Below are 20,699 nucleotides of genomic sequence, written 5' to 3' on the forward strand. Positions count from 1 at the left end.
GTTCGTGTCGATTCACGCACGTTCGGTGGTGATTTGGCTGTGTATCAATTCGTCGCGCACAGCCGACCGGATTGAAACAGGGAGAGAGCCCGGTTCTACCGAATCGAACGAACCGTGAGTTCAGTGAACGAGTGTGTGGTGACTCTCGAATCCATCGTCCTGTACGACATGAACTCCCCTCCCCGCCAGGCGTACGACACGCTCGACAATCTCGGCGTCGATACTGCGCTCACATACCAACGCGAGACCGTCGGTCATCCGCTGAAAGACGACCCGAAAATTCCGCGTCGAGCACCCCAGCGGCTTACAAAGATACAACATCGGCAAGGTTCTTTTGGACAGTAATCATAAGAACCATCGACCGCCGTCTCCAGCCTGTTACAGAAGTGACCTCGAGTGCCACTCGAACAGATGCTATTCGGTCGAACGAATGACTCCGCACGCCGCATCGACCGGCATTGCCGGACGCGTATCCGACTCGACGATGCGATAAACCTGCCTTTTGCCGACTTGGCGATTGTTTCAGAGGACGGAGCGGCGGCGCCCGGCCAACAGCGTCGCGCCGAGGGCCCCGACTGCTGCCAGACACAGCACCAGTTCCGATCCGAAGCCGATTCGTGTCGCGACGGTGAGGGATTGTCGCAGTACGACGCTGGACACCAGCACGTCCGGGGTGAAGAGCGGCGTCTGTTGCAGAACGTGTCCGTCCGGCGACACGATCGCGCTGACGCCACTCGTGGCCGCTACCACGACTGTCCTTCCGTGCTCGACGGCTCGCACTCTGGACATCGCCAGTTGTTGGTAGGTCATTTCGGTGTCGCCGAAGGTCGCGTTGTTGGTGGGTATGGCGATGAACTCTGCGCCCGACCGGACCGATTCCTCGAGGGCGCGATCGAATGCGACTTCGTAGCACGTCGCTATTCCGGCCGCTATTCCCCCGGCACGTACCACTCCATTTCCGTTGCCGGGCACGAAATAACCCGCTCGGTCGGCATATTCCGAGAACAGGCGGAAGAAACTTCGGAATGGCAAGTATTCGCCGAACGGTTGAATTATCTTCTTGTCGTGCCGCTCACCGGGCCCAGCGGTACCGTTCCACGCAATAACCGAATTCGTGTTCGTGCCATCGGCATTGACGAGTACGGTGCCGACGAGAATCGGAGCCCCCACAGCCACCGACGCCTGTGTGATGAGAGTCGCAGCGTCGGCATTTCTCAACGGATCGATATCGGACGCATTCTCGGGCCATACGACGAGATCCGGAGCAGGCTGCCTGCCGGCCTCGACGTCGTCGGCCAACGTCATCGTCTCTCGGACGTGATTGTCCAGCACCGCGCGCCGCTGTGCGTTGAAATCCAGACCAAGACGCGGGACGCTTCCCTGGACCGCCGCGATCGTCACCGTCCGTTCGTCGCCCTCCGGTGCAACGTTGCTGTGCAGCGTCGGTAGCAGCATCAGCGCCACGATGGACGCCACCGTCGTTGCGGCGACCGGGCCGAGGTACGAACGCACTCCTCCTCGTCGACCGACCGCGACCAGCAGCGCCGCCGTTCCGGTTCCGGTCAGCGCCACCCCGAAACTGAGCAACGGTGCACCCCCGATGCTCGCCAAGGGAAGCAGCCAGCCCTCGGGTTGTCCGAATGCCAGTCGGCCCCACGGAAAGCCACCGAAGGGAACGCTGGATCTGAGCCATTCGGTCAGGCTCCAGGCCAATGCCATCGACAACGGCCACCCTGCACTCCGTGCCGCCAACACCCCGAGCACTCCGAACAAGCCGACGAAGACGGACTCGGCGACGGCGAGCGCCAGCCAGGGCATCGGTCCTACGTACACACCGATCCATGGGAGCAGTGGAACGAAGAATCCGAGTCCGGCGGCACAGCCGTAGCCGAATCCCGCTTTCAGCGGTACCGACCTACGGCCACCGAAGCCGGTCAGGACGAGGGCGAGCAGCGCGATACCCAGCGGTGCCAGGAACCACAGTGTTCGCGGCGGAAAGCTCGCGAATATCAGTGCACCACCGGCAACGGACAGCGCAGTGGACATCGCGCCCCGGCGTAGCCGCTCCGCTGACGAGGTCACTGTTCCGACACCCGAGGCGGACTCAGATCTCATGGATGACCTGTCCGCGATGCACGGTCATCGAGCACCGTGGACTGTCGGACGACGGATCGAGACCGGGCAATGGAGATACCCCCGCGCGTGGGTCCGTCGACCATCGTTGCACGCTGTCCTTGGGTGCTCGGACGACCAGTTCGTCGACCTCCCACACCGCAAAGGATGCGGGTGCCCCCGGCACCAATGTTCCTGCCAATCCGTCTCGGACTCCGCCCGCGCGCCATGCTCCGCGGGTAGACGCCGAGAATGCAGCCCGAGGCGAGATGGCACTGCCCGGCGTGCGGTGATTGACCGCGGCCCTGACCGCCGCCCACGGATCGAGTCGAGTGACCGGCGCATCCGAACCGAATGCGAGCGACACCCCCGCCGATGCCAAGCGCGCGAACGGATGGAGCGCCGACGCCCGATCTGCGCCGAGCCGTGCCGAGTACAACCCTTCCGTACCGCCCCACAGTGCGTCGAACATCGGTTGCATGCTGGCGATCACGCCCCACGAAGCCAATTTTTCGGCCTGCTCGGGTGCGACCATTGCCAGATGTTCGAGCCGGTGCCCGCACGCGGCGACGGCGGGAGTTCCGAGCTCGGCCACCACCCGCTCGAATGCGGTGACGGCAGCCGAGACCGCCGCGTCACCGATGACGTGGAAACCCGCCTGCACTCCGGCCGTCGTGCATGCCGAGATGTGTCCGGCGATCGCGTCGACGTCTTCGTACGGCACGCCCGATCCGGAGCCGTCGGCATAGGGAGAGGACAACCATGCGGTCCGTGATCCCAGCGAGCCGTCGACGAAGATGTCACCGGCCAGCCCGTGGGCACCGGTTCTCTGGAGCAGCTGCCGCGCCTGCTCTGCCGTCTCGACCAGCTCGCCCCAGTATCCGCGGACCTCCACTCCGTGCTGGGTGGACATCAGTTCACGGAAGTCGTCGATGCCCGACACGATCGGACCGGCACATTCGTGGACAGCAACAATTCCTTGCGCCGCGGCACTGTCGAGCGCAGCCGTTCGAGCCCGATTCCGGGTATCGGCCGTGATCATCGACCGTGCCGTCAGCCGCGCGAGGTGATGCGCGGAAGCGGTGAGCGGGGATTGCCCCGAGAAGCCGGTGGCGGATTCGATGCCGATCGCGGCGACGCGCAACGGCGTCGAGACGGCGGCCGAATGCGAATCGATGCGAGTGAGGTACACGGGGCGTCCGGGCGCTGCCGCATCGAGGTCGGCTGTCGACGGCGCGCGATGTTCGGGCCAGTCGGTTTCGTCCCAGCCGTGTCCCCAGACCAGGGCGTCCGAGGACGACGATGCATGCTCGGCGAGCACCCGCATACAGTGCTCGAGCGAGGTGCAGCCGGACAGGTCGAGTCCGATCGACGAGAGTCCCAGATCGGTGACGTGCACGTGTGTGTCCACGAACGCCGGTGCCACGAAGGAACCGGCCAGGTCGATGACGGGCACCCCTGGGTGAAGAGCTCGCCCGGTGCGATCCTCACCGATCCAACTGACAATTCCATCGGTCACGGCCATGGCGGTGGCGTCGGACGCCATCGGACTGTAGATCCGTCCGCCGCAGAACAATTCGGTGGTCACGAACGACCAGTCTGCCCCTACCGGTGTGGCTTCCGGAAATCCCCGGCGGCGGGATCGAACCGGTCGGCCTCGATCACCTGTCCTTCGAGAATCGGCGCCGAACCGGATGCATTCGGTTCTCGTGTGCTGTCATCGTCGAGGATCTCACCGTCGATGACGGTGGGGCGCATGCGCCGGGTTGCGGTCGCAACCTGCGGCAACCAACGTGCGGCGGCCCACATCACCGCTGGGCGCAGCAACCACCTGGTCGGTGGGATCAACAACAGCAATCCGATCACCGTGGTCACCAGACCCGGCACGAACATCGCAACCGACCCGGCGGCGAAGAGAGCCCCATCGGCCACGGCCCCACCGGCCGATCGCTCGCCTCGCGATGCCCTCTGCAGACCGTCCAACACGCGTCTGCCCTGCGATCGCACCAACAGTGACCCGATCAGCGATCCGCCGATCAGCAGTACGACGGTCCAGAGCACACCGAGCGCGCTTCCCACAGCGACCAGCGCTGCGACCTCGACCACGGCATAGAGTACGAACAGAGCGAGCATGACGGTCCTTTCTTCGCTTCACCGGTAAAACGCCCGGGGCATCGAAATCGCTCCCGAAGTGCCCGGTTTGCCGGGAGATTCTCAGGAACCCGGCCGGACCAGACCCGTTTCGTACGCCAGAACGACGGCCTGGACTCGATCGCGGACGCCCAACTTCGTCAGGATTCGGCCGATGTGAGTCTTGATCGTCGCCTCGGACAGATGCAGGGTGGCCGCAATCTCGGCATTGGACAAGCCGGTCGCCAAGTGCACCAACACCTCGCGCTCGCGGCCGGTGAGAGCGTCGAGCACGGAGGCGTCGGAGGTCGACGGAGTCTGTGCGACGAACCTCGAGAGCAAACGCTTGGTGACCTTGGGCGAGACGACGGCATCGCCTGCGGCCACGCTGCGAATCGCGGAGACCAGGTCTTCCGGTGGAGTGTCCTTGAGCAGGAATCCACTGGCCCCCGCCCTGAGCGCTCCGAGCACGTGTTCGTCGAGATCGAAGGTCGTCATCACCAGAACCTTGGCGTCAGAACCCGATTCGGTGATGGTGCGGGTGGCGGCCACGCCGTCGATGCCGGGCATGCGGACGTCCATGAGCACCACTGCCGGAGAAAGTCTGGCCACGGCCTCGACGGCTCCCGCCCCGTCGGCGGCCTCCCCCACCACCTCGATGTCGTCCTGCGCCTCGAGCACCATGTTCAACCCCATGCGCATGAGTTCCTGGTCGTCCACGACGACAACGGTGATCGGCACCGACCCAACCTAGTCCTCACTCGATCGGCAGCGTTGCCCGCACGAGCCAATTGCCGTGTGGCGTCCGACCCGCGTGCAGGGTGCCTCCGAGTACCGCTACTCGCTCACGCATTCCGAGCAGTCCGTGTCCACCGCCGTCCGCGGACGGCGGTGCGCCGGCGCCGGTGCCGTTGTCGGAAATCTCGACGGTGACCGCCTCTTCTTCCCGAACGACCTTGACGACGGCGCGCGGCGCATGGCCGGCGTGCCGTAGGACATTGGTCAGCGATTCCTGGACCAAACGGTGCACTCCGAGGCTGATCGCCGGGCTGATGTCGTCCAGGTTCCCGGTCTGTTCGAGCTCGACGTTCAACCCGGTGCGACCCATCATCTCGACGACACGGGCCAGGCCTGCGGTCCCGTACTGGGGCATGTCGTCCGAGTCGGGCGACGTCCGCAACAGAGCGACGGTTCGACGCAACTCGGCGAGCGCCGACCGGCCCGTGGCGGAGATGTTGGCCACGGCCTGCTCCGCGCGATCGGGGTTGCGCCTGATGGCATACGAGGCACCGTCGGCCTGGACCACCATGACACTGACGCTGTGGGCGATGACGTCGTGCAGTTCGCGTGCGATGCGCGTGCGCTCGGTGATCACGGCCTCTTCGGCGCGTCGGTCCCGGTCGTACTCGGCTACCACGAGACGGGCCTGCGTCGCTTCGTCGTATGCCCTGCGGGCCCCGAGAAACTCTGCCGCAACCCACGACAGCGCATACATCAGCGCACTGAACAACAGTGTCGTGAAGACCGGTTGGGCGAACAGGTACAGGTTGGCGGCGGTGTACGCAGCGAGTGCGGCGGCATAGATGCCGCCCTGAACTCGACCGACGTACGCAACCAGGGTGTAGAGCATGATCGGCAGGGCCAGAGCGGCCGGGTGACCGTTGTACGCATCGCCCACCAGGCTTCCCGCTATGTCGGAGCCGAGCGTGGTGACGAGAGTGAGTGCTGCGATCGAGCGAGGCAGACGGCGACGCCACGCGATGGGCATCGTGAGCACGACCGAGAACACCACGAACAACGGCCCGTTGAGACCGTCGACCGAGCTGACGAACACCAGAATGTCGACGACGAACAGCCCGGCCGCCAACAGGGCATCGGCCACGAACGGCTGCCCACGGAGCCACAGACTGAATCGACGCATGTGATTGAGTTTGCCGTATGACTGCTGCCGACTGGGCATTGCTGATGGTCGCTGCCACGGCCGCCGGTTGGGTCGACGCCGTGGTGGGCGGAGGTGGCCTCATCCTGTTGCCCGCCATTCTTCTCGTGGCCCCTCAGCTGACGCAGCAGGCAGCACTGGCGACGAACAAGGCGACTGCCGTGTTCGGTACCGTCGCCGCCGTCGTCACCTTCGCGCGGAAGGTCTCGCTGAACTGGGCGGTGCTGATTCCGGCAGGCGTCCTCGCCGGTGTGGCCTCGGCGGCAGGCGCTGCTGCGGTGTCGTTGATCGATCGCGAGCTGTTCATCCCGATCATCATGGTCGTTCTCGTCGGTGTGGCCGTACTGGTCACGTGCCGTCCGACCATCGGTCGAACGGCGGCACCGTCGCCGCCGACCCATCGCAAAGTTCTGATCGTCATCGGTTGCGCAGCGGCCGGAATCGGCTTCTACGACGGCATTCTCGGGCCCGGCACCGGAACGTTCCTCATCATCGTCTTCGCCACGATGCTCGGAACCGAGTTCGTGCGCAGCGCCGCGATGGCCAAGGTGATCAACGTCGGGTCCAACGTCGGTGCCCTCGCCTTCTTCGCCGTCACCGGCAGCGTCTACTGGCAACTCGGAGCAGTCATGGCGGTATGCAACGTGTTCGGTGCCGTCCTCGGGTCGCGGACAGCGGTCGCCCGCGGTGCCGGATTCGTGAGAATCGTCCTGCTCGTCGTGGTGGTGGGGATGGTCGTCCGACTCGGATGGCAACAATTCGGCTAGCGTCTTCAGGCGTGACGAGACAATCGGATCGGTCGGTCGACGCCGACTTCCTGGCTCTGCCCCTGCAGGCCCTCGCGGACGCCGCCCTGAGCACGGCACGGTCAGCCGGGGCAACACACGCCGATGTTCGCGTGCAGCGCTTGACGACTCAGTCGATCTCGCTGCGCGACGGCTCCGTTCAATCCGCGATCGACGCCGGTGAGATCGGTCTCGCCGTCCGGGTCGTGGTCGACGGCACCTGGGGTTTCGCATCGCACGCCGAACTCGGCACCGACGCGGCCGCAGCCACCGCACGCAGTGCAGTCGAGGTGGCCACCGCGCTGCGCGCACTCAATCGCGAACGCGTGGAACTCGCCGCCGAGCCGGTGTACTCGAATGCGACGTGGGTGTCGGAGTACGACATCGACCCGTTCGAGGTACCCACCGCCGAAAAGGTGGCACTGCTGGCCGAGTATTCGTCCCGGCTGGCCGCGTCGGACGGCGTCGACCACGTCACCGCCTCGGTTCTGCAGGTCAAGGAGCAGTCGTTCTACGCGGATCTGGCCGGCAGCAGCATCACTCAGCAGCGGGTGCGACTCAATCCTCAGTTCGAGGCCACCACGGTGGATCGATCCGCCGGTGCGTTCGAGACCATGCGCACCCTCGCGCCACCCGTCGGACGAGGCTGGGAGTACCTGGGTGAGCACAGCACCTGGGACTGGGCCGACGAGCTGGCGCGGATCCCCGAATGGTTGGCCGAGAAGGTGAAGGCACCGTCCGTCGTGGCAGGACCGACGGATCTCGTCATCGATCCGACCAACCTGTGGCTCACCATTCACGAATCGATAGGGCACGCAACGGAATACGATCGGGCCATCGGCTACGAGGCCGCCTACGCCGGCACCTCGTTCGCGACCCCGGACCAGTTGGGTACGTTGCGCTACGGATCGCCCATCATGCACGTCACCGCCGACCGAACCGAGATCAACGGCCTGGCCAGCATCGGCTGGGACGACGACGGAGTGGCGTCGCAGAGATGGGACCTGGTGCGCGACGGAACACTCGTCGGTTATCAACTCGATCGAGTGTTCGCCCCGAAGCTCGGTCTCGAGCGGTCCAACGGGTGCTCGTATGCCGATTCCCCGCATCACGTTCCGATCCAGCGGATGGCGAACGTGTCGCTGCAGGCCGACCCCGACACCGATCGATCCACAGCCGACGTCATCGGTGAGGTGGAGGACGGCATCTACGTCGTCGGCGACAAATCCTGGTCGATCGACATGCAACGCTACAACTTCCAGTTCACCGGCCAACGGTTCTACCGAATCCGCAACGGCGTGCTCGACGGCCAGGTGCGTGATGTGGCGTACCAGGCGACCACCACCGAGTTCTGGGGCTCGATGGAACTGCTCGGCGGACCGTCCACGTGGCGACTCGGCGGCGCATTCAACTGCGGCAAGGCCCAACCCGGGCAGGTGGCCGCCGTCAGCCACGGCTGCCCGGTCGCGTTGTTCCGCGGCGTCAATGTTCTCAACACCCGATCGGAGGCAGGTCGATGATCGCGCCGCAGCTCGTGATCGAACGTGCACTCGCCTGCGCGAGTGTCGACGACACCATCGTGATCGTCACCGACTCCAGCGACGCCACTCTTCGGTGGGCCGGAAACTCCATGACCACCAACGGAATTGCCACCTCCCGACGCTGGGAGGTCATCTCGATCGTGCGTGGGGCGGACGGCACTCGAGTCGGTACCGTGTCGTCGACGAGTGTCGACCCGGACGACATCGAGGCGGTGGTGCGGGCGAGCGAATCGGCAGCACGATCGGCAGAGACCGCGGAAGACGCGATGCCGCTGCTGCCTTCGGATTCGGTCGGTGCCGCCTCCGGCTCGGAGAACTGGGACCGCAGTGCGACGCACACGTCGATCGACGTGTTCGGCTCGCTGGCAACGGAATTGAACGTCGGATTCGACGGCGAAGACACGCTGTACGGATTCGCGCAGCACACCGTCGACAACGTCTGGCTCGGAACCTCGACCGGTGTGCGCCGTACGTTCACTCAGCCCACCGGATCGGTCGAGATCAACGGCAAGCGATCCGGTGCGAGCGCCTGGGTGGGGACCGGAACCACCGACTTCCAGGACGTCTCGGCTCGAGCCATGTTGGTCGAGCTGTCCACCCGACTCGGCTGGGCCCGCAACACCGTCGAACTGCCCGCCGGTCGCTACCAGACTCTGCTGCCACCGTCGGCGGTGGCCGATCTGATGATCTACCTGATGTGGACCATGGAGGGCCGCGGAGCGCAGGAAGGCCGCACCGCACTCTCGCGGGCCGGGGGGACGAGAGTCGGCGAGAAACTCACCGACCTGCCATTGACGCTGTACTCCGATCCACTCGCATCCGGACTCGAGTATGCGCCGTTCGTGGTCGCCGGATCGTCGAGTGATTCGGTATCGGTGTTCGACAACGGCATGGACATCGAGCGCGTCGACTGGGTGCGCGACGGTTCGGTGGCGGCCCTGTCCTACCCGCGCGCAGCAGCACAGAAATTCGCCGCACCCGTCGCGGTCCCGGGCAACAATCTCGTCATGACCGGCGGCACCGATACTCGACTGGACGAGATGGTTGCCGCAACCGAGCGCGGCCTGCTGCTGACCACGCTCTGGTACATCCGAGAGGTCGATCCCACCTCGCTGCTGCTCACCGGGCTGACCAGAGACGGTGTCTACGCCATCGAGAACGGTCGAATAACCGGCGCAGTGAACAACTTTCGCTTCAACGAGAGCCCGCTCGATCTGTTGCGACGCGTCACCGAGGCGGGCGCAACGGAGGCGACACTGCCGCGCGAGTGGAAGGACTGGTTCACTCGCACGGCGATGCCGCCGCTACGCATCCCCGACTTGCACATGTCCTCGGTGAGCGCCGCTCAGTAGGGCTCGGTAGCGCGACCTACTTGTCGGGGCCGGAGAGCTCGAGCGCGATGTTGTCGGGGTCGCGGAACTCGAGGATGGACAGTCCGGGCCCGGCGTCCTTGATGCCCTCGTGCGCGATGCCCAACTCGTCGAGTGTCTTCACGGCGTCCTCGAGCGCGGCGCGGGTATCGACGGTGAAACTGAGGTGATCGAGTCCGCAACGGTCCTCGGCGAATGTGTCGTCGCTCGGTGCGACCGGGCGCAGACCGAGCAGGCCGCCACCGAATTTGTAGATGACGCCACCGAAGAGGAACCACAGGGCCTTCTTGGTCTCTTCGTCCGCGTCGGGATCCCAGGCGTACGCGACGTCGAAGCCGAACACCGAGTCGTAGAACGACCGGGACCGTTCGATGTCGCTGACGGTGAGGCGGACATGGTTGTAATCGGTCACTGCGATTGGCACGTGGTGCTCCATTCCGGCAGCAGGGGAAGCTGCCTCACGAAGCATTCGGAACCGCGCATGCGATCGATGGCATCGATCGCTACTCAGGCGGCGGTGATCGCCAATCCGACGGAACCGCTCTTGCCCCGACGCAGCACACTTCCCTTGACCGTGAGCCATCCGACGATTCCGTACTTCGACGCGATCGCCGCGCGGGCCTTCTCCGTCTCGGCCGCGTCGAGAATCTCGGCCCGTGCGTCGACCGCGTCGCCCTGGGGGTTACCGCGCATGTCGCACGGTGCCAGCGTGACCGCGGGGTTGCGGCGTATCCGTTTCACCTTCCACGAATCGGCCACCGTCCAGACCAGCAGCCGATTCCCGTCGAGGGCACCCCACAGCGGAGTCGGCACCCCGGTGCCGTCTTTCTTGAACGTCGTCAGCAGGACGTACTTGCCTTTGGCAATATCTTCGAAGGTCGCAGCCATACCGCTCAGGGTACGTCGCTACTCCCCTTCGAGCTCGCCCTCGGTTTCCAGGTACACCTGGCGCAACCCGTCGAGAACCTGCTTGTCCGGCTCGGCCCACATCTTTCGCTCGGCCGCTTCGAGCAGCCGCTCGGCGATACCGTGCAGCGCCCACGGATTGGACTGTTGCATGAACTTCTGGTTCTGCTCGTCGAGTACGTACGTCTCGGCCAGCTTCTCGTACATCCAGTCCTGCACCACGTCGGTCGTCGCGTCGTAGCCGAACAGGTAGTCGACCGTCGCCGCCATCTCGAACGCGCCCTTGTAACCGTGCCTGCGCATCGCCTCGAGCCACCGTGGGTTCACCACCCGGGCGCGGAACACTCTCGCGGTCTCTTCCGAGAGCGTGCGCGTGCGCACCGATTCCGGCCGCGTGCTGTCACCGATGTACGCCTCGGGAGACTTCCCGGTCAACGCACGCACGGTTGCGACCATGCCGCCGTGGTACTGGAAGTAGTCGTCGGAATCGGCGATGTCGTGCTCGCGCGTATCGGTGTTCTTGGCGGCGACGGCAATGCGCTTGTAGGCGGTGCGCATGTCGTCCGAGGCGGGAACGCCGTCGAGACCGCGCCCGTACGCGAAGCCGCCCCAGGTGGTGTAGACCTGCGCCAGGTCGTCGTCGCTGCGCCAGGTCTTGCTGTCGATCAGCTGCAGCAACCCGGCACCGTACGTGCCCGGCTTCGATCCGAAAATGCGTGTGGTGGAACGCCGTTCGTCACCGTGCTCGGCGAGATCGGCCTGCGCGTGCGCTCGAACGTAGTTCTGATCGGCCGGCTCGTCCAACACGGCGACCATCCGGACCGCATCGTCGAGCAATGCCAGCACGTGGGGAAACGCGTCACGGAAGAATCCGCTGATGCGGACCGTCACGTCGATGCGGGGTCGGCCGAGCTCGACGAGGTCGATCACCTCGAGCCGCGTCACCCTGCGCGACGCCTCGTCCCACACCGGCGAGACTCCCAGCAACGCGAACACCTCGGCGATGTCGTCGCCGGAGGTCCGCATGGCAGACGTGCCCCACACCGACAGCCCGACCGATTTCGGCCACTCGCCGTGATCCTGGCGGTAGCGAGCGAGCAGCGACTCCGCCATTGCCTGCCCGGTCTCCCATGCCAACTTCGAGGGCACGGCCTTCGGGTCGACGGAGTAGAAGTTGCGGCCGGTGGGCAGCACGTTGATCAGCCCGCGCAACGGTGAACCGCTGGGCCCCGCCGCGATGAAACCGCCGTCGAGCGCGTGCAGTACCTGGGCGATCTCGCGCGAGGTCCCGCGCAGACGCGGGACGACCTCGGCTGCGGCGAACTCGAGAATCTGTGCAACCACGCCGCCGTGCTCGCCCGCCACCCGCGCGGCCGCGGCAGGATCCCACTGCGTTGCCTGCATCGCCGCGACCAATCCGTGGGCCACGGCCTCGATGGTGTCGACGCGGGTGCGGTCCTCGTCGCCGTCCTCGCTGAGCCCCAGTGCTTCTCGCAGACCGGGAACAGTCTGCTCTCCGCCCCACATCTGCCGGGCACGGAGCATCGCGAGCACCAGTTCGACCTCCGCGTCTCCGACGGGTTCCTGGCCCAGGATGTGCAGTCCGTCGCGGATCTGCACGTCCTTGATCTCGCACAGCCAGCCGTCGACGTGCAACAGCATGTCGTCGAAAACTTCCTCGTCGGGGCGCTCCTCAAGCCCGAGGTCCTTGTGCATCTGCGCGGCCGTCATCAGGGTCCAGATCTGCTGGCGGATGGCGGGCAACTTGGCCGGGTCGAGTGCCGAGATGTTCGCGTGCTCGTCCAGCAATTGTTCGAGCCGAGAGATGTCGCCGTAGCTCTCCGCACGGGCCATCGGCGGAATCAGGTGATCGACGAGGGTGGCGTGCGCTCGGCGCTTGGCCTGCGTGCCCTCCCCCGGATCGTTGACGAGGAACGGATAGATCAGCGGCAGATCTCCCAGAGCCGCATCGGTTCCGCAGGAAGCGGACATACCGAGTGTCTTACCCGGAAGCCATTCCAGGTTGCCGTGCTTGCCCAGGTGCACCATGGCGTCGGCACCGAAGCCGCCGTCGGCCTTCGTGGCCGAGATCCACCGGTAGGCCGCCAGATAATGATGGCTCGGCGGCAGGTCCGGGTCGTGATAGATCGCAACCGGCTTCTCGCCGAATCCGCGCGGCGGTTGCACCATGATCACCACGTTGCCGAATTGCATTGCAGCGATGACGATTTCACCGTTCGGATCGGCAGATCGATCGACGTAGAGATCGCCCGGTGCCGGGCCCCAGTGCTCGACGACGCCATCTCGCAGATCTGCGGGAAGCTGCTCGAACCACCGGCCGTACTGCGCGGCCGAGATGCGAATGGGATTGCCCTCGAGCTGGGCGTCGGTGAGCCAGTTGGGATCCTGGCCGCCGCGGGCGATCAGCGCATGGATGAGCGCGTCACCGTCGCGAGCAGCCAGGCCCGGCACCGAATCCGGGCCGTCCAGCGGTCCGAGGTCGTAGCCGGCGGTGCGCATGTCCGACATCAACGCGATCGCGCTCGCCGGAGTGTCGAGGCCGACGGCGTTGCCGATCCGCGCATGCTTGGTGGGATAGGCCGAGAACATCAGGGCGATACGGCGATCGGCAGCCGGAATGTGCCGCAGCCGGGCGTGCCGTACGGCGATGCCTGCCACCCGAGCGGCCCGCTCGTGGTCAGGGACGTACGTGGTCAGGCCGTCGTCGTCGATCTCCTTGAACGAGAACGGGACTGTGATGAGACGGCCGTCGAACTCCGGAACCGCGACCTGTGTGGCCACGTCCAGGGGGGAGAGTCCGTCGTCGTTCTCGGCCCACGTCGCACGTGAACTCGTCAGGCACAGACCCTGCAGTATCGGCACGTCGAGCGCGGCCAGCTCGGCGACGTCCCAGGCCTCGTCGTCCCCGCCTGCCGACGCTCCGGCCGGTTTGGTGCCGCCCGCGGCCAGAACGGTCACGATCAGGGCATCCGCCGACTTCAGCGTCTCGAGCAGGTCGGCTTCCGCGGTGCGCAGCGAAGCGCAGTAGATCGGGAGCGCGGTGGCTCCGGCGTTCTCCACCGCGGTGGCGAGGGCATCGATGTACGTGGTGTTTCCGGCCAGGTGCTGGGCGCGGTAGTACAGGATCGCCACCGTCGGACCGGTGGACTGCGGAGCGGAGCGTCGTTCGAGGTGGCCCCAGGTGGGCAGGTGCCGCGGTGCGTCGAATCCGTGACCGGTCAGCAACACGGTGTCGGAGAGAAAGTTGTACAGCTGACGGAGGTTGTCGGATCCACCCTCGGCCAAATAGTTGTGCGCTTGCGCGGCAACGTTGGCGGGCACGGTCGATATCTCCATCAGGTCCGCGTCGGGCGCCTGTTCACCACCGAGCACGACGACCGGAAGCCCGGTCGCGAGAACCGCGTCGATACCCGACTCCCAGGATCGACGAGACCCCAGGATGCGCACGATGATCAGCTCGGCCGACTGCGCCATCGCCGGGATGTCCTCGGCGAGCAGCCGGGAAGGATTGCCCCAGGTGAAGTCGGCTCCACTGGCACGGGCGCTGAGCAGATCGGTGTCCGACGTGGACAGCAACAAGAACACGGGTAACGCCCTCCTCGGGGGTTTCGCGCCCCTGACTTCGGTACTTCGAGTGATCGGTCAAAACTTGTCTTCGACTCGTCGGCGAGAGGGTCTGACTCCTGCCCCGTCCCGAAGGACCAGGGGCCATCACAGTGGCGCGACCGTACCGGATTCTCGCCGGTTTCCTCTCGGCCGGAGCCGTGGACATCGAATGCTACCGGGGCGAGCGTGGAATCGGGCCACCCGTTGCGCTTGTAGCCTGGTGACCATGAGTTCGTCAGAGAGGTCGATGCCCGACGGCTGCCCCGGAGCGCTGACGACCCATCTGGCCGCAGACGGGCCGCTGGCACGAGTTCGGCTGCCGGGCGGCGTCGTGTTGCCGGGGCAGATGCAGGTGCTGGCGCAGGCCGCTGCGGAGTTGGGTGACGGCACGTTGGAGCTGACCTCGCGGGGCAATATCCAGGTGCGCGCGGTGTCGGATCCGGACGGCTTCGCGAGCAGGTTGGCCGACGCAGGCTTGCTTCCGTCCCCGACTCACGAGCGAGTGCGCAACATCCTCGCCTCGCCCCTGTCGGGCCGGGTGGGCGGCCTCACCGATGTGCGCGCGCTGGTCGGTGCGCTCGACGAGGGCCTGTGCGCGCGATCCGATCTGGCCGATCTGCCGGGTCGGACGCTTTTCGCGCTCGACGACGGCCGAGGCGACCTGTGCGGACTCGAACCGGACTTCGGTGCCTACGCCCAGGCCGACGGGTCCTACGCGGTGTTGCTGGCGGGCCGGCACAGCGGCGTGCGCGTGGACCGCGACGATGTCGTCTCGACGCTGCTGAACTGCGCGGCCGCCTTCGTGGAACTGCGGCAGTCCCAGTGGCGGGTGGCCGAATTGGACGATGGACCGGCGCGGATCCTCGACCGGCTCGGGCTCTCGGCCGGCCCCGTCCTGCCGCTGCCCGCACCTGTGGAGGTGCCACCGATCGGATGGCTCGACCAGGACGACGGCCTGGTGGCGCTGGCTGCCGGATTGGCCAACGGTGTACTCGGGGCGCGGCTCGCCGAGTTCCTCGCGGCCATCGATCGCCCGCTGATCATGACCCCGTGGCGGTCGTTGATCGTGTGTGATCTGGACGAGGAACCGGCCGAACAGGTCGTCCGCGTGCTCGCCCCGATGGGACTGATCTTCGACGCGGCGTCGCCGTGGATTCGGGTGAGCGCCTGCACCGGATCTCCGGGGTGCGAGAAGTCGTTGGCCGACGTGCGAGCCGACCTCTCCGCGGCAGTCGAGGCCCGGATGACTCCGCGCGACGAGCGGCAACACTGGTCCGGGTGCGAACGGCGTTGCGGAAGGCCCAAGGGCGAGGTGACCGACGTCATCGCGACGGGAATCGGCTACCGCGTGTCCTGAGTGGGTGCCTTCACCCCAGGTGCGACCGGTTTTCTGCTGAGGGGTCCCTCTCCCCTATCGTGAAACGCATGCACGACTACGTCCGCGACGGCGCGGAGATCTACCGACAATCGTTCGCGACGATCCGAGCCGAAGCAGATCTGTCTCGGTTCGCACCGGACGTGGCACAGGTCGTCGTGCGCATGATTCACGCGGTCGGAGAGATCGATCTGACCGAGACCATCGGCTACACCCCCGCGGTCGTGACCTCCGGACGCGCGGCACTGAACTCGGGCGCGCCGATTCTGTGCGACGCCAACATGGTGGCCGCCGGCATCACTCGTCGTCGTCTTCCGTCCGACAACGAGGTGCTGTGCACCCTGTCCGACCCGCGGGTGCCGGAGTTGGCGAAGCGGATGGACACCACGAGAACCGCTGCGGCGCTGGAGTTGTGGGGCGACAAGCTCGACGGCGCCGTCGTAGCGATCGGCAATGCACCGACTGCGCTCTTCCACTTGATGGAGATGCTCGCGGCCGGAGCGCCGAAGCCTGCGGCCATCGTCGGCGGCCCGGTCGGATTCATCGGGGCGGCCGAGTCGAAGGAGGATCTGATCGCAGCCGACCTCGGCGTGGAGTATCTGGTCGTTCGAGGCAGACGTGGTGGCAGTCCGATCACCGTCGCTGCAGTCAATGCCATTGCGAGCGAGCAGGAATGACCACTACCGGAAAACTGTGGGGAGTCGGCGTCGGTCCCGGCGATCCGGAGTTGTTGACGGTCAAGGCCGCTCGTGTGATCGCCGAGGCCGATGTGGTCGCTTTCCACAGTGCACAGCACGGTCGCAGCATCTCCCGCGGACTGGCGGCCGGGTACATGCGGGACGGGCAACTCGAGGAACATCTGGTCTATCCGGTGACCACCGAGACCACGGCGCACCCCGGTGGATATCAGGGTGCGATCGACGAGTTCTACGAATCCGCTGCCGCACGGCTGGCGGCCCATCTGGATGCGGGACGCTCCGTAGTGCTTCTCGCCGAGGGTGATCCGCTGTTCTACAGCTCCTACATGCACATGCACAAACGGTTGGCCGACCGGTTCGAGGTCGAGGTCGTGCCCGGCGTGACGTCGGTCAGTGCGGCCTCGGCCGCGCTGGCAACTCCGCTCGTGGAACGAGACGAAGTGTTCACCGTGCTTCCCGGCACGCTGCCCGCAGACGAACTCACGCGCCGACTGCGCGGCACCGACGCGGCCGTGATCATGAAGCTGGGCCGGACCTACCCCACGGTGCTCGAGGCACTGGAGCGTTCCGGCCGGTTGGGTGAGGCGCGCTACGTCGAACGCGCCAGCACGCCCCAGCAGCGAATACTCGACGCCGCAGGCGCCGACAACGTGCCCTACTTCTCGATGATCGTCGTGCCGAGCCCGTCCAACCGATCCGACACGCGCACCGATACCGGAGAAGTGGTCGTCGTCGGCCTCGGTCCCGGCGACGACGCATGGACGACCGACGAGGTGCGCGCCGAACTGGCCGCCGCCACCGATCTCGTGGGCTACGTCACCTACATCGATCGGGTACCGCCGAGGCCCGGGCAGATTCGACACGCCAGTGACAACAAGGTCGAATCCGAACGTGCCGCCTTCGCGCTCGATCTCGCCAAGCAGGGTCGCCGAGTGGCCGTGGTCTCCTCCGGCGATCCGGGGGTGTTCGCGATGGCCACCGCCGTGATCGAAGTGGCAGCCGAGCAGCAGTGGAACTCGGTACCGGTACGGGTGGTGCCCGGAATGACGGCCGCCAACGCCGTCGCCAGTCGAGTGGGCGCACCGCTGGGACACGACTACGCCGTCGTCTCCCTCTCCGACCGCCTCAAGCCCTGGGACGTCGTCGCAGCGCGGCTCTCGGCGGTCGCCGGAGCCGACATGGCGATCGCGATCTACAACCCGGCGTCGAAATCACGAACCTGGCAGGTTGCGGCGATGAAAGAGATTCTGCTCGAGCACCGTTCGTCGCAGACCCCCGTGGTCATCGGACGCGCAGTGGGCAGCGCGCAGGAATCCGTTCGCACCGTCACGCTCGGCGAACTCGACCCGGAGTCGATCGACATGCGGTGCCTGCTCATCATCGGATCGTCGATGACGACGGTGGTCGACACGGGAAGCGGACCGAAAGTGTTCACCTCCCGCCGGTACCCGTCAGAGGGCGGAGCGTAGTCGATTCGTCAGCCAGTCCACGGCGGCGGCGATGTCGAACACCGTCGGTGCCGAGCCGGTTCGCGCGGGACGGTCGACCACGATCACCGGAATCGATGCCGCTCGGGCAGCATCGAGCTTGGCTCGCGTCATGTCGCCGCCGCTGTTCTTGGTGATCAACACGTCGATTCGGTTGTCCGCGAAGATCATCGACTCGTGGTCGACGTCGAAGGGCCCACGGCTCAGGTGCAGCGTCATGTGCGGCGGCACCGGGCCGGTCGGAGGGTCGATCACTCTGACCAGAAACCACGAGTGATCGACACTCGCGAAATGGTGAACACCCTGCCTGCCTGTCGTGAGGAACACCCTGCTGCCGGGGGTGATTGCCGACGCCGCGTCGGGCAACGAGGCAACCGAGGTCCATCGATCACCCTCGCCCGCGGTCCACGGTGGCCGCGTCAGCACGAGCAGCGCGACCGACGCTGCCCGAGTTGCCTGCTCGGCGTGTGCACCGATGGTGGAGGCGAACGGGTGTGTCGCATCCACCACCGCGTCGATCTCGTTGTCTCGCAGCCACACTGCCAGGGCGTCCGGACCCCCGAAGCCACCGATTCGCGTCTGTCCGACGGGCAGTATCGGCTCGGCGACCCGACCGGCCAGCGAGGTGATCGTCTCGATCCCCTGCACCGTGTCCAGAGCCGCCGCGAGTGCCCGCGACTCCGTCGTACCACCGAGAACGAGGACTTTCACCGTTCGGTCGCACTCCACTGTTTGGTCGCACACCATTGGGTGACCGGCAGTTGCGGTCTCCACGCGGTGAACGCGCCCAGCGGTTCACCTCGATAGATCTGGAACCTGCGGAGCTCTCCGCCGTACTTCGCCGCGGCGGTCAGCAACAACGAATCCGATTCGGCGGTCACCGAATTCGCCACCACTCGTCCGCCCGCGCGCACCGCGTCCCAGCACGCCGCGAGCATGTCGGCCCCGGTCAAGCCACCACCGATGAACACCGCATCCGGTGCGGCGTCCGAATCCGAGACCGCAGCGAAGCTCTCCGGGGCACCGCCGTGCACCACGAGTTGCGGAACTCCGAGGTGCAGTGCATTGGTCTCGATCTGCTCACGGCGCGCCTGCGAGCTCTCGAACGTCACTGCGCGACAGGATCGGTCGGTCCGCATCCATTCGATGGCAATGGTTCCCGAGCCGCCTCCGATGTCCCACAGCAACTCTCCGGGTGCCGGTGCCAACGCGCTGAGCGTGAGTGCTCGAACCTCCCGCTTGGTCATCTGACCGTCTCCGGTGTACGCAGAATCGACCAGGCCGGGAATGCGGGTGTGGCGGGACGCGTCGGGATCTCGGACACACCGCAGTGCAACGACATTGAGCGGGTCGACGCCCTCGAACGTCGACTCTCGGGCGATTCCGCCGACGACTCGCTCGGCCGGTCCGCCGAGCTGTTCGAGGACCGTCAACTCGCTCGATCCGAAGCCGTTGGCGCACAACACTGCCGCGATCTCTCCCGGCGTGCTGCTGCCCCGGCTCAACACCAGTATCCGACGACCGTCGGCCAACTCGGGCAACACCGTCTCGGTCGGGGTGTTCACCAGGGACACCGTCGGGGTGTCCTGAAGTGCCCAACCCAGTCGCGCGCATGCCAACGACACCGAGGACGGTGCCGGCTGGACCCGCACGCGATCGGCACCGAACTCCCGCACCAGCGTCACCCCGATGCCATGGAACATCGGATCCCCGCTGGCCAGCACGCACACGCGAGCACCTGCACAGGCGTCGATCATCGGCCGCAGATTCGGTACCAACGGACTGGGCCACGTCCTGGTCTCGGTGCAGTGCTCGCGCACCCCCGCGACCTGGCGGGCGGAACCGAACACCACATCTGCCTGCTCGACGGCCGTGCGCGAACCGAGAGGGAGCCCGTCCCAGCCGTCCGCACCGATTCCCACGACCACGATCGGAGGGGGCACGGGTGCCGTCATCAGCGCGGCATCCTGCGCCAGAGCCATTGTGGCAGTAGACGCATGGCGAAGAACACCGGTCGCAGAGTGACGGGGATCCACACGGTGGCCCGACGCTTGCCGAGCGCTGTAACTACGCTGTCGGCGACCTGATCCGGTGTACTGGACATAGGCGCGGGCGTCATCCCCTCGGTCATGGAACCGATGACGAATCCCGGACGAACGAGGAGCAGATGCACCCCGCTGCCGTGCAGGGAATCGCTCAGTCCGCTGGCGAACCCGTCGAGACCGGCCTTCGCCGACCCGTACACGTAGTTGGCGCGTCGCACTCGAACACCCGCAACCGACGAGAACACGACCAGGTCGCCGCTCCCCTGGGCTCGGAGCAACTTCGACGCGTGCGTCAGCACCGAAACCTGAGCCAGGAAGTCGGTGGTGATGACGTCGAGAGCGTGCTGAGCGTCGTCCTCGGCGCGGGCTTGATCCCCGAGGATTCCGAACGCCAGCACCACTGTCCCGATCGGACCGTATCGCTCGGCAACCCCGCTCAGGAACTCGGCGTGACTGTCCATCGCGTTCGCGTCGAATTCGACGGTGTGAACGGCGTCCGCGCCCGCCTGCTGCACTCGTCGTTGCTCGTCATCGAGGTCGGTGCTGCGCCGAGCTGCCAGTACGACGGTTCGCCCCGAGGCGAGTCGGGTGGCGACCTCGAGTCCGATCTCGCTGCGCCCGCCCAACAGCAACAGCGTTCCGGCCGCGGGTTCTGCTCGTCTGCTCACGCCGTCCAGTCTGGCC

17 protein-coding genes are annotated in these 20,699 nt (G+C 66.2%); 6 read left to right on the top strand and 11 right to left on the bottom strand.

Annotated features, from left to right (window positions below; genetic code table 11):
- Positions 1 to 522 precede the first annotated feature (522 nt).
- From lnt to CH251_RS22120, 5 genes are all read right to left on the bottom strand, one after another.
- Positions 523 to 2,046 (bottom strand): apolipoprotein N-acyltransferase, encoded by a 1,524-nt coding sequence (gene lnt, locus CH251_RS22100; protein ID WP_094615093.1) that lies wholly within the window; start codon positions 2,044 to 2,046, stop codon positions 523 to 525.
- A gap of 58 nt (positions 2,047 to 2,104) precedes the next feature.
- On the bottom strand, positions 2,105 to 3,658 hold the full coding sequence (locus tag CH251_RS22105; protein WP_094615305.1) for an amidohydrolase: 1,554 nt from the start codon (positions 3,656 to 3,658) through the stop codon (positions 2,105 to 2,107).
- A gap of 59 nt (positions 3,659 to 3,717) precedes the next feature.
- A complete protein-coding gene (locus CH251_RS22110; protein ID WP_094615094.1) occupies positions 3,718 to 4,245 on the bottom strand; it encodes an FxsA family protein in 528 nt (175 codons plus the stop codon).
- 81 nt (positions 4,246 to 4,326) lie between these two features.
- Positions 4,327 to 4,983 (bottom strand): response regulator transcription factor, encoded by a 657-nt coding sequence (locus CH251_RS22115; protein WP_094615095.1) that lies wholly within the window; start codon positions 4,981 to 4,983, stop codon positions 4,327 to 4,329.
- A gap of 16 nt (positions 4,984 to 4,999) precedes the next feature.
- Positions 5,000 to 6,163: a sensor histidine kinase gene (locus CH251_RS22120; protein WP_094615306.1), complete on the bottom strand. Its 1,164-nt coding sequence runs from the start codon at positions 6,161 to 6,163 to the stop codon at positions 5,000 to 5,002.
- A 17-nt stretch (positions 6,164 to 6,180) separates the two neighbouring features.
- Between CH251_RS22120 and CH251_RS22125 the strand changes: the two genes are divergently transcribed.
- From CH251_RS22125 to CH251_RS22135, 3 genes are read left to right on the top strand one after another with little or no spacing between them, the layout of a single operon-like run.
- Positions 6,181 to 6,948, top strand: coding sequence for a TSUP family transporter (locus CH251_RS22125; protein WP_094615096.1), 768 nt, complete (start codon positions 6,181 to 6,183; stop codon positions 6,946 to 6,948).
- Positions 6,930 to 8,486, top strand: a complete 1,557-nt coding sequence (locus tag CH251_RS22130; RefSeq protein WP_094615097.1) for a TldD/PmbA family protein — start codon at positions 6,930 to 6,932, stop codon at positions 8,484 to 8,486. The genes CH251_RS22125 and CH251_RS22130 overlap by 19 nt, the downstream gene beginning before the upstream one ends.
- Positions 8,483 to 9,859: a metallopeptidase TldD-related protein gene (locus tag CH251_RS22135; protein WP_094615098.1), complete on the top strand. Its 1,377-nt coding sequence runs from the start codon at positions 8,483 to 8,485 to the stop codon at positions 9,857 to 9,859. Before CH251_RS22130 ends, CH251_RS22135 begins: the two co-directional genes overlap by 4 nt.
- Positions 9,860 to 9,875: 16 nt before the next feature.
- Here the strand turns inward: CH251_RS22135 and CH251_RS22140 are convergent, their stop codons facing one another.
- The 3 genes from CH251_RS22140 to cobN form a co-directional block, all read right to left on the bottom strand.
- Positions 9,876 to 10,301, bottom strand: a complete 426-nt coding sequence (locus CH251_RS22140) for a VOC family protein (RefSeq protein WP_094615307.1) — start codon at positions 10,299 to 10,301, stop codon at positions 9,876 to 9,878.
- A gap of 83 nt (positions 10,302 to 10,384) precedes the next feature.
- The gene (locus CH251_RS22145; protein ID WP_094615099.1) at positions 10,385 to 10,765 is read right to left on the bottom strand and encodes a PPOX class F420-dependent oxidoreductase; all 381 of its coding nucleotides are present in this window, start codon (positions 10,763 to 10,765) and stop codon (positions 10,385 to 10,387) included.
- A gap of 18 nt (positions 10,766 to 10,783) precedes the next feature.
- Complete coding sequence (cobN, locus tag CH251_RS22150; protein WP_094615100.1) at positions 10,784 to 14,389, bottom strand: cobaltochelatase subunit CobN; 3,606 nt, start codon at positions 14,387 to 14,389, stop codon at positions 10,784 to 10,786.
- A gap of 247 nt (positions 14,390 to 14,636) precedes the next feature.
- On the opposite strand from cobN, the gene cobG reads away from it, so the two are divergent.
- The 3 genes from cobG (at position 14,637) to CH251_RS22165 (ending at position 17,952) form a co-directional block, all read left to right on the top strand.
- On the top strand, positions 14,637 to 15,767 hold the full coding sequence (gene cobG, locus CH251_RS22155; RefSeq protein WP_256979238.1) for a precorrin-3B synthase: 1,131 nt from the start codon (positions 14,637 to 14,639) through the stop codon (positions 15,765 to 15,767).
- A 68-nt stretch (positions 15,768 to 15,835) separates the two neighbouring features.
- Positions 15,836 to 16,462 (top strand): precorrin-8X methylmutase, encoded by a 627-nt coding sequence (locus CH251_RS22160; RefSeq protein WP_094615102.1) that lies wholly within the window; start codon positions 15,836 to 15,838, stop codon positions 16,460 to 16,462.
- Positions 16,459 to 17,952 carry a precorrin-2 C(20)-methyltransferase gene (locus CH251_RS22165; RefSeq protein WP_094615103.1) on the top strand — a complete coding sequence of 498 codons (1,494 nt, stop codon included), beginning with the start codon at positions 16,459 to 16,461 and terminating at the stop codon, positions 17,950 to 17,952. The genes CH251_RS22160 and CH251_RS22165 overlap by 4 nt, the downstream gene beginning before the upstream one ends.
- On the opposite strand, the gene CH251_RS22170 is transcribed toward CH251_RS22165, so the two are convergent.
- The 3 genes from CH251_RS22170 to CH251_RS22180 are packed head-to-tail and all read right to left on the bottom strand — an operon-like array spanning position 17,935 to position 20,683.
- A complete protein-coding gene (locus CH251_RS22170; RefSeq protein ID WP_094615104.1) occupies positions 17,935 to 18,717 on the bottom strand; it encodes a cobalt-precorrin-6A reductase in 783 nt (260 codons plus the stop codon). The genes CH251_RS22165 and CH251_RS22170 overlap by 18 nt on opposite strands.
- Complete coding sequence (gene cbiE / locus CH251_RS22175; protein ID WP_256979240.1) at positions 18,678 to 19,952, bottom strand: precorrin-6y C5,15-methyltransferase (decarboxylating) subunit CbiE; 1,275 nt, start codon at positions 19,950 to 19,952, stop codon at positions 18,678 to 18,680. The genes CH251_RS22170 and cbiE overlap by 40 nt, the downstream gene beginning before the upstream one ends.
- Positions 19,925 to 20,683, bottom strand: a complete 759-nt coding sequence (locus tag CH251_RS22180) for an SDR family NAD(P)-dependent oxidoreductase (protein ID WP_094615308.1) — start codon at positions 20,681 to 20,683, stop codon at positions 19,925 to 19,927. Before CH251_RS22180 ends, cbiE begins: the two co-directional genes overlap by 28 nt.
- Between the last annotated feature and the right edge of the window lie 16 nt (positions 20,684 to 20,699).

The organism is Rhodococcus sp. 06-462-5 (assembly GCF_002258315.1).
Taxonomy (GTDB): domain Bacteria; phylum Actinomycetota; class Actinomycetes; order Mycobacteriales; family Mycobacteriaceae; genus Rhodococcoides.